Origin of the sequence: Rhodopseudomonas sp. B29 (genome assembly GCF_000333455.1) — a bacterium.
Lineage (GTDB): Bacteria > Pseudomonadota > Alphaproteobacteria > Rhizobiales > Xanthobacteraceae > Rhodopseudomonas.
In genome coordinates, this window is record NZ_BADD01000546.1 from 1 (window position 1) to 9,465 (window position 9,465).

Consider the following 9,465-nt stretch of genomic DNA (forward strand, 5'->3'; position numbering starts at 1 on the left):
AACGGTGCATGCAGCCCCTGCGGCAGCGCTACTTTGTTGAGCGCCATCACCACCAGGCGGCCGCCGACCACGCCGATGACGACCCCGAGCACCGCCTCGCGCAGAAACTCGATGACGATGTGCAGCGCGGTGCCGTGCCCGCGCGAGATGAATTCGACCAGCATCAGGGTGAGGAACACCGCGAACGGATCGTTGGTGCCGGACTCGACTTCCAGCGTGGCGCCGACGCGAGGCCGCAGCCGCAGCCCCTGGGAATGGACGAGCAGGAACACCGCCGCTGCGTCGGTCGAGGCGACCACGGCGCCAGCCAGTAAGGCCTCGGTCCAGTTCAGGTCGAGCGCGTAGCGGGCGATCGGCGCGGTGATCAGCGCGGTCAGCAGCACGCCGAGCGTCGCCAGCGTCACCGACGGCGCCAGCACCGCCTTGATGCTGGAGAAACGTGTCCGCAGCCCGCCGTCGAACAGAATCAGCGCCAGCGCCACCGAACCGACCAGATAGGCGGTGCCGAGATCGTCGAATTTCAGTCCGCCGGGGCCGGATTCACCGGCCAGCATGCCGACCACGAGGAACACCAGCAGCAGCGGAGCGCCGAACCGCAAGGCCAGCAGGCTCGACAGGATGCCGGCCATTACCAGCACCGAGCCGAGCAGGATCGCCAGACTGACCGTGTCGAGTGAATCCATCCGTGCTGCCGAAGTCCTTCAAATCACGCGGGTTGCATCCTTAACGGTGTGGTCCGCTGCCGCAAGTGCGGGGCGTTGCGCGCACCGGAATCGCGACTGCGGCGCAGCCATGCGGCGGTCGCTGCGGCGGTTCGGCTTGCCGCTGACCGCCCCGGCCACTAGATTGGGCGCAAATCAATCGCTTCTCACCGGCAAAGATCATCGAATGAGCTACGTCGACGCGACCGATACCGCCCTGCGCAAGACCGGGCAGATCAAGCTGCACGGCGCTGCCGGCTTCGCCGGCATGCGCAAGGCCGGCCAATTGGTGGCGCGCTGCCTCGACGAGCTGGTCGACATCGTCAAGCCGGGCGTGCCGACCTCGCAGATCGACGATTTCGTCCGCGGCTTCGCGCTCGATCACGGCGCCTTCCCGGCGACGCTGATGTATCGCGGCTATCGCTATTCGACCTGCACGTCGATCAATCATGTCGTCTGCCACGGCATGCCGGGCGACCGGCCGCTGAAGGAAGGCGACATTGTCAACGTCGACGTCACCATGATCGTCGACGGCTGGTACGGCGATTCCAGCCGGATGTATCCGGTCGGCCCGATAGCCCGCAAAGCCGAGCGGTTGATCGACGTCACTTATGAGTCGCTGCTGCGCGGCATCGCGGCGGTCAAGCCGGGCGCCACCACCGGCGATATCGGCCATGCGATCCAGAGCTTCGTCGAGCCGCAGCAGATGAGCGTGGTGCGCGACTTCTGCGGCCACGGCCTCGGCCGGCTGTTCCACGACGAGCCGAACATCATCCATGTCGGTAGCCCCGGCCAGGGCGCCGTGCTGAAGCCCGGCATGTTCTTCACCATCGAGCCGATGATCAATCTCGGCAAACCCTATGTGAAGATCCTGTCCGACGGCTGGACCGCCGTGACCCGCGACCGCTCGCTGTCGGCCCAGTTCGAACACTCGATCGGCGTGACCGAGACCGGCTGCGAGATCTTCACGCTGTCGCCCAAGGGCCTCGACAAGCCGCCGTTCGTGAGCTGAACGGGCGCTGCAGCCGGACGAAGGCTGTCTCATAACTGTCATCAGTTCTGCGAGCCGTTCGCGGCAGTGCAGATGGCCGTATTTCGACCTTCCCGACGCTCAGACCATAGACTGAGACTCGCGCCAAAAGGGTTGCCGGGGCCTCCCCGCCCATGGTGAATGCGGCTGGGCGCAGGCGCGCCGGTAGCGGGGAGACACTTCATGACCAAGGCCGTGCTCGGCATCATCGGCGGCTCCGGCATCTACGATCTGCCGGGGCTCGAGGACGTCCGCGAGGAGCAGATCGCAAGCCCGTGGGGTGAGCCGTCCTCGGCGGTACGGCGCGGCAACATCGCCGGCCTGCCGATCGTGTTCATGCCGCGTCACGACAAGGGCCACCGGCTGTCGCCGTCCGACATCAATTACCGCGCCAACATCGACGTGCTCAAGCGCGCCGGCGTCACCGATTTGATCTCGCTGTCGGCCTGCGGCTCGTTCAAGGAAGAACTGCCGCCCGGGACCTTCGTGCTGGTCGATCAGTTCGTCGACCGCACCTACAAGCGCGAGAGTTCGTTCTTCGGCAAAGGCTGCGTCGCCCACGTCTCGATGGCGCATCCGGTGTCGCCGCGGCTTCGGGTTCATCTTGCCGCCGCCGCCGAGGCCGAAGCCATCGCATTCGCGCGGGGCGGCACGTATCTGTGCATGGAAGGCCCGCAATTCTCCAGCTACGCCGAAAGCGTCACCTACAAGCAGCTCGGCTACTCGGTGATCGGCATGACCAACATGCCCGAAGCCAAGCTCGCCCGCGAAGCCGAGATCTGCTACGCGACCGTCGCGATGGTGACGGACTTCGACTGCTGGCATCCCGACCACGACGCCGTGACGGTGCAGGACATCATCCGCGTCCTCACAACCAATGCCGAGAAGGCCAAGAGCCTGGTGGCCCGTCTGGCGCAGGATTTTCCCCGCGAGCACGAGCTGTGCCCGATCGGCTCCGACCGTGCGCTGGACACCGCGCTGATCACCCAGCCGGAGGCGCGCGATCCGGAACTCTTGAAGAAGCTCGACGCGGTGGCGGGTCGGATTTTGAAGGGTTAGCCTCACCACCATCGTCATTGCCGGGCTCGACCCGGCAATCCATCTTCTTGAGGGGATGGATGCCCGGGTCAAGCTCGGGCATGACGAAGTAAGCGAATTAGCGCGAGGACGCGAAGCCATGAAAGTCGACGGCTCACCTACCCGCTCCATCTGGCTCGAGGCCGACGGCTGGACCGTGGCGGCGATCGATCAGCGCAAGCTGCCGCACGACTACGTGGTGGTTCAGCTCACGACAAGCGATGCTGCCGCCGAGGCGATCAGCTCCATGCTGGTGCGCGGTGCGCCGCTGATCGGTGCGACTGCGGCTTACGGCATGGCGCTGGCGATGCGCGAGGATGCGTCCGACGCCGGCCTCGATCGCGCCTACGCCAAGCTGATCGCCACCCGGCCGACCGCCATCAATCTGAAATGGGCGCTCGACGAAATGCGCCGCGCGCTGAAACCGGTGAAGCCCGCAGATCGTGCCGCCGCCGCCTACAAGCGCGCCGGCGAGATCGCCGACGAGGACGTCGCCATCAACCAGGCGATCGGCGCCAACGGCCTGAAGCTGATCGAGGCCATCGCCGCCACCAAGAAGCCTGGCGAGCGCGTCAACGTGCTGACGCATTGCAACGCCGGCTGGCTCGCCACCGTCGATTGGGGCACCGCGACGGCGCCGATCTATCAGGCGTTCGACAAGGGCATCGCCATCCACGTCTATGTCGACGAGACGAGGCCGCGCAATCAGGGCGCTTCGCTCACCGCCTGGGAGCTCGGCCATCATGGTGTCGATCACACCGTGATCCCGGACAACACCGGCGGCCATCTGATGCAGCACGGCCTCGTCGATCTCTGCATCGTCGGCACCGATCGCGTCACCGCTGACGGCGACGTCTGCAACAAGATCGGCACATACTTGAAGGCGCTGGCGGCGTCCGACAACAAGGTGCCGTTCTACGTCGCGCTGCCGTCGCCGACCATCGACTTCACCATCCACGACGGTGTCCGCGAAATCCCGATCGAGCAGCGCGAGGCGTCCGAAGTCACCGACATGACCGGCCGCACCAAAGACGGCCGCATCGAGACCGTGCGGATCGTGCCGCACGGCTCGAAAGTCGCCAACTACGGCTTCGACGTCACCCCCGCCCGCCTCGTCACCGGCCTGATCACCGAACGCGGCGTGCTGAAGCCGGAGCGTGCCGCGCTGGCGGCGGCATTTCCGGAGCGGGTGGCTCAGGAACCGCAAACGGCAGCCTGAGTTCGCTCAACGCGCGCCCCAACCGTCCGCAGCGGCGGATCGCCACGTGCGGCTTCGGAAATCGCTCGCGCCGGGCCGCAATGCCGCTATTCTCCGGCGGCCGCGCCGGGTCTCGTCCGGTGCGCGAGGACTTTGCCATGACTGAACCGACCAACGACCCGCGCAAGCCACCACCGGAGCAGCCCCGTTTCGAGCCGGAGATCATCCCGCCCGGCGAGAGCCGCGATCCGATGGGGACGCGGATCTTCATCGACCAGAATACCACCGAGCGCATCTTCGTCGGGCGTATCGGTCCGGCCGGCATGTTCATGATGGCGCTGGCGATCGGCGCGGTGATCGCCATTGTGCTGGTGCTGCTGCTCGGCGCGTTCCTGTTGTGGATCCCGGTGGTCGGCCTGCTGATCGCCGCCGGCCTGGTGATGGGCATCCTGCGGCCGCTGTTTTCGCGCGGCCGTTGAGCCGCGGCGGATGTCAGCGACCGGTCAGCGCTGAGCTGCGAAAATGCCGGCCTCATGCCAGCTTACAAATCCGATCCCCCGTACGTGAGCCTGCCGCGCCGACATCTGCTCCGCGCCGTCGTGGCGGCGCTTTTCCTCGTAGCGCCTGGCGTCGGCCATGCGCACGATGGCGGCCATGGCGACGAGCACGGCCACGGTCGCCACGATCACGATGAAGCCCGGCTCGCGGTCGAACGTGGCGAAATCCGTCCGCTGGCCGAACTCCTGACCGTGATCCGCGGCAAACTGCCGGGCGAGATCACCGGGGTCGAGATCGAGCGCCATCACGGCGAATGGCTGTACGAGTTCATCGTCGTCGACAAGGCCGGGCGGTTGTTCGAGGTCTATGTCGACCCCAACAGTGGCGCCATCCGCCAGACCAGGGAGAAGTGATGCGCGTCCTGCTCGCCGAGGACGATCGCCGGATCGCCGAGGATGTCGCGCGCGGGCTGCGCGACTCCGGCTATCTGGTGGAGATCGTCGGCGACGGCGAGGAGGCCTGGTTCCGCGGTGATACCGAGGACTACGCGGCGATCATTCTCGATCTCGGCCTGCCGCGACTGGATGGTCTGACCATTCTGAAGCGCTGGCGCGACGGCGGGCGGCGCACGCCGGTGCTGATCCTCACGGCGCGCGGCAGCTGGGCCGAGCGCGTCGACGGCATCGACGCCGGCGCCGATGACTATCTGCCGAAGCCGTTCCAGATGGAGGAGCTGTTGGCGCGGCTGCGCTCGATCGTGCGCCGCTCCGCCGGCCACGCCTCGTCGGTGATCCATATCGGCGAGGTCACGCTCGACGAACGCCAGATGCAGATCCGCGTCCGCGGCGAGCAGGTGGCGCTGTCGCCGCTGGAGTATCGTCTCGCCTCCTATCTGGTATTGCATCGCGGCCGCGTCGTTTCGCAGTTCGAGCTTTCGGAAAATATCTACGGCCAGGACGATGCCCACGACTCAAACGCCATCGAGGTGCTGGTCGGACGAGTGCGGCGCAAGCTCGGCACCGAGCTGATCGAGACCCGTCGCGGCTTCGGCTACATCGTGCCCGGAGAGGAAGCGTGACGCGGCATTCGCTCCGGCTGCGGCTGATCGCCGGCGGCGCTGCGGCGATCCTGCTGGCGCTCAGCATCGCCGGCGTCGCGCTGACGATCCTGTTCGAGCGCCACGTCACGCGCACCATTGCGGACGATCTCGAAGTCTCTCTGAAGCAACTGATCGCCGGCATCGAGATCGGTCCAGATGGCAAGCTGATCGTCGCGCGGCCGCCGACCGATCCGCGCTTCGCCGAGCCGCTGTCGGGCATGTACTGGCAGGTCGGCGACGACCACGATCAGCTGCTGCGCTCGCGCTCGCTGTGGGACGATCGCCTCACCGTGCCGATCGACCAGCCGGCGCCGGGCGAGGTCCATCACCACGACATTCCGGGCCCGGCCGGCGGACGATTGTCGATCGTCGAGCGCCGTGTCGTGCTCACTGTCGCCGGCAAACCGCTGCCGGTACGTGCCGACGTGGCGATCGATCTGGCCCGGGTCGACGCGGCGGGGCTGGCCTTCGCCAAGGATCTGGTGATCGCGCTCGGCATTTTGGGCGCGGTGCTGGCGCTGGCGACTTCGGTGCAGGTAATGCTCGGCCTGGCGCCGCTCGGGGCGCTGCGCCGCGGGGTCGCCGAAATCCGCTCCGGCAAAGCGCGGCGTCTGCCGGAGGCCGTGCCGGACGAAGTGCGACCGTTGGTCGAGGAGGTCAACGCGCTGCTCGAGGCGCAGGAGCGCGAGATCGAACGCTCGCGCGACCGCGCTGCCGATCTGGCCCACGGCCTCAAGACGCCGCTGGCGGCGCTGGCGGCCGATGCGGCCCGGCTGCGTGAACGCGGCGAGGACAAGCTGGCGCGCGACATCGAGGCGGTCGGCAGCGCCATGAGCCGCCATGTCGATCGCGAGCTGGCGCGGGCGCGGCTACGTGGTGCCGCTCGCCGAGGCGAGACCGTCGCGGTCGAATTGGCCCCATTGGCCCGGTCGCTGGTCACCATCCAGTCGCGCACGCCGGCTGGCAGCTCGATCGACTACGGCACGGTGATCGGCGCTGGCGTCGCGGTGCCGTTCGATCGCACCGATCTCGCCGAAGTGCTCGGCAATCTGCTCGACAACGCCACCCGCCATGCCCGCTCCCGCGTCCGTATCAGCGCCGGCTATGCGGCGGAGGGGTTGTGCGTGGCGGTCGAAGATGATGGCGACGGTCTGGGCGACGAGTTGTGCCAGAGTGTGCTGGCACGCGGCATCCGTCTCGACCAGCGCGGCGAAGGCGCCGGCCTCGGCCTCGCCATCGTCCAGGATGTCCTCGACGCCTATGGGTGGCGACTGGAGCTGTCCCGCTCCGATCTGGGCGGGCTTAAGGCGACGTGCAGGGCGGCCGGGTAGCTCGCGCAAGGACCGCCTCCGCGCTGCCTTCGAACGTCGATATGAGTCGCCGCGCTACCACCCATTGCGCCGTCATCGCCTGCGCAGGCGGGCGACCCAGTATTCCAGTGAGCTTGTTGTTGTGCCGGGCGCCTGCCAGGCGCGCTCTGGGACACTGGGCCACCCGCATTCGCGGGTGGTGACGCTACATGGCAGGCGGGCGGCGTGGCCTTGAGACGATGGCCTGCCAAACCTTGCCATCCCTCGTCCCCGCGCTATATCCGGGCTTTCCCATCCCCCTTGTTCAGGACTGAGCGATCCTCATGACGACGACTGATACCGCCCCGGAGACGAAGCCGTTTCAGGCCGAAGTGGCCGAGCTTTTGAACCTGATGGTGCACTCGGTCTATTCGGAGACCGACATCTTCCTGCGCGAGCTGATTTCCAACGCCTCCGACGCGCTCGACAAGCTGCGCTACGAGTCCATTGCCAACCCGGCGCTGATGGAGCCCGGCGGCGAGCCGAAAATCCGGATCATCCCCCGCAAGGCACCCGATACCCTGACCATCGCCGACAACGGCATCGGCATGGACCGGCAGGAGTTGATCGATAACCTCGGCACCATCGCCAAGTCGGGCACCAAATCGTTCATCGCCAAGCTGGCGGAGTCCAAGGACTCGGCGTCGCTGATCGGCCAGTTCGGCGTCGGCTTCTATGCGGCCTTCATGGTGGCTGACAAGATCACCGTCACCAGCCGGCGCGCCGGCTCGGGTGACGTGTGGACCTGGTCGTCGTCCGGCGGCACCGGCTTCGACATCGCGCCGGCCTCCGAGGAAGATGCCGCGCGCGTCGTGCGCGGCACCGAAATCGTGCTGCACCTGAAGGCCGACGCGTCGAAATATCTCGAGGCCTATCAGATCGAACGCATCGTCACCGAGTATTCCGACAACATCCAGTTCCCGATCGAGCTGGTGCCGGAAGAAGGCGAGCCGCGCCAGATCAACAGCGCCAGCGCGCTGTGGCAACGCTCCAAGTCGGAACTCGGCGAGGACGACTACAAGCAGGCCTACAAGCAGATCGCGAACGCGTTCGACGATCCGGCGATGACGCTGCACTACCGCGCCGAGGGACGGCAGTCCTACGCGGTGCTGCTGTTCGCGCCGTCGACCAAGCCGTTCGACCTGTTCGAGCCGGAGCGCAAGGGCAAGGTCAAGCTCTATGTCCGCCGTGTCTTCATCACCTCGGATGCCGACCTGCTGCCGCCCTATCTGCGCTTCCTGCGCGGCGTGATCGATAGCGAGGATCTGCCGCTCAACCTGTCGCGCGAGATGCTGCAGAACAATCCGCAGCTGACGCAGATCCGCAAGGCCGTCACCGGCAAGGTGATCGGCGAGCTTGAAAGCCTAGCCGACAAGAACCCGGAGCAGTATCAGAAGATCTGGGACGCATTCGGTCCGGTGCTCAAGGAAGGCCTCTACGAGGATTACGAGCGCCGCGAGAAGCTGCTGTCGCTGGCGCGCTTTACCACCACGGTGGGCGAGAAGCGGACGCTGAAGCAATACGTCGAGGGGCTGAAGGAGAACCAGACCGAGATTTATTATTTGGTCGGCGACTCGATCGAGCGGCTGAAGTCGAACCCGAAGCTGGAATCGGCGACGGCACGCGGCATCGAAGTGCTGCTGCTGACCGATCCGGTCGACGCGTTCTGGACGTCGGGCGCGCTCGACTTCGGCGGCAAGCCGCTGAAGTCGCTGAGCCAGGGTGATATCAACTTCGATCTCATCCCCAAGCTTGCCAAGGACGAGACAGAAGAGAAGCCCGAAGAAGCCAAGGCCGACGAGACGACGGTCATCGCGGTCATCAAGGATGCGCTCGGCGAGCGCGTCAGTGATGTGAAAGCGTCGCAGCGGCTCACGTCGAGCGCGTCGTGCCTGGTGGCCGGCGGCTTCGGTCCGGATCGAGAACTCGAGAAACTGCTGGCCCGCGCCAACAAGGGCGCCGCCGCCAAGCCGATCCTCGAGATCAACCTGTCGCATCCGCTGGTGACGGCACTCGAAGCCGCGAAGTCTGACAAGACGGAAGCGACCGACCTGTCGTTCCTGCTGTTCGAGCAGGCGCAGATTCTCGATGGGGAACTTCCCGAAGACCCTGCCGCTTTCGCCGGCCGCCTTAACCGGCTGGTGCTGCGCGGGCTTACTGCGCATGGTTAGCAACTAACTAAGCAACACGGTTACCGAATTTTTAATCCCTGGAGTGCACTCTGCTCGGCATCATCGTGCCGAGCAGAGTATGTTCCATGCGTCGACTTTTTGCTGCTGCTACCGCCCTCACGGCGTTCATCTCGCCCGCCGCGGCTGCCGACCTGCCATGGATGCCGCGTCCCGCCGCGCCGGTGCAGTGGAACTGGACGGGTCTTTACTTCGGCGCGCATCTCGGCGGCAGCTACGGCACCTCGTCCTTTACCAGTCCGTTCGGTCCGTCATTGTACGGTGACCATGTCCGCACGCCGTCCGCGGCCGCCGGCCTGCAACTCGGCTACAACTACCAAGTTT

Annotated in this window: 9 protein-coding genes and 1 pseudogene; 9 read left to right on the plus strand and 1 reads right to left on the minus strand. The window is 66.3% G+C overall.

Annotated features, from left to right (window positions below; translation table 11 throughout):
• The coding region (locus I5M_RS19275; RefSeq protein ID WP_022722893.1) for a potassium/proton antiporter at nt 1–683 on the minus strand (683 nt) is incomplete at its 3' end.
• A gap of 205 nt (nt 684–888) precedes the next feature.
• Here I5M_RS19275 and map point away from each other — a divergent pair.
• From map to I5M_RS19320, 9 genes and pseudogenes are all read left to right on the plus strand, one after another.
• Nucleotides 889–1,713 (plus strand): type I methionyl aminopeptidase, encoded by an 825-nt coding sequence (map, locus tag I5M_RS19280; protein ID WP_031337064.1) that lies wholly within the window; start codon nt 889–891, stop codon nt 1,711–1,713.
• 201 nt (nt 1,714–1,914) lie between these two features.
• Nucleotides 1,915–2,790 (plus strand): S-methyl-5'-thioadenosine phosphorylase, encoded by an 876-nt coding sequence (locus I5M_RS19285; RefSeq protein WP_022722895.1) that lies wholly within the window; start codon nt 1,915–1,917, stop codon nt 2,788–2,790.
• Between the two features lie 118 nt (nt 2,791–2,908).
• Nucleotides 2,909–4,027, plus strand: coding sequence for an S-methyl-5-thioribose-1-phosphate isomerase (gene mtnA / locus I5M_RS19290; RefSeq protein WP_031337066.1), 1,119 nt, complete (start codon nt 2,909–2,911; stop codon nt 4,025–4,027).
• A gap of 137 nt (nt 4,028–4,164) precedes the next feature.
• Nucleotides 4,165–4,485, plus strand: coding sequence for a hypothetical protein (locus tag I5M_RS19295; protein ID WP_031337070.1), 321 nt, complete (start codon nt 4,165–4,167; stop codon nt 4,483–4,485).
• A 54-nt stretch (nt 4,486–4,539) separates the two neighbouring features.
• Nucleotides 4,540–4,917 carry a PepSY domain-containing protein gene (locus I5M_RS19300; protein WP_022722898.1) on the plus strand — a complete coding sequence of 126 codons (378 nt, stop codon included), beginning with the start codon at nt 4,540–4,542 and terminating at the stop codon, nt 4,915–4,917.
• Nucleotides 4,917–5,582 carry a response regulator transcription factor gene (locus I5M_RS19305; protein WP_022722899.1) on the plus strand — a complete coding sequence of 222 codons (666 nt, stop codon included), beginning with the start codon at nt 4,917–4,919 and terminating at the stop codon, nt 5,580–5,582. The genes I5M_RS19300 and I5M_RS19305 overlap by 1 nt, the downstream gene beginning before the upstream one ends.
• Nucleotides 5,579–6,934 carry a sensor histidine kinase gene (locus tag I5M_RS19310; RefSeq protein ID WP_022722900.1) on the plus strand — a complete coding sequence of 452 codons (1,356 nt, stop codon included), beginning with the start codon at nt 5,579–5,581 and terminating at the stop codon, nt 6,932–6,934. Before I5M_RS19305 ends, I5M_RS19310 begins: the two co-directional genes overlap by 4 nt.
• 302 nt (nt 6,935–7,236) lie before the next feature.
• Nucleotides 7,237–9,123 (plus strand): molecular chaperone HtpG, encoded by a 1,887-nt coding sequence (htpG, locus tag I5M_RS19315; protein WP_022722901.1) that lies wholly within the window; start codon nt 7,237–7,239, stop codon nt 9,121–9,123.
• 86 nt (nt 9,124–9,209) lie between these two features.
• A pseudogene (locus I5M_RS19320) lies at nt 9,210–9,465 on the plus strand (hypothetical protein); the annotation flags it as partial.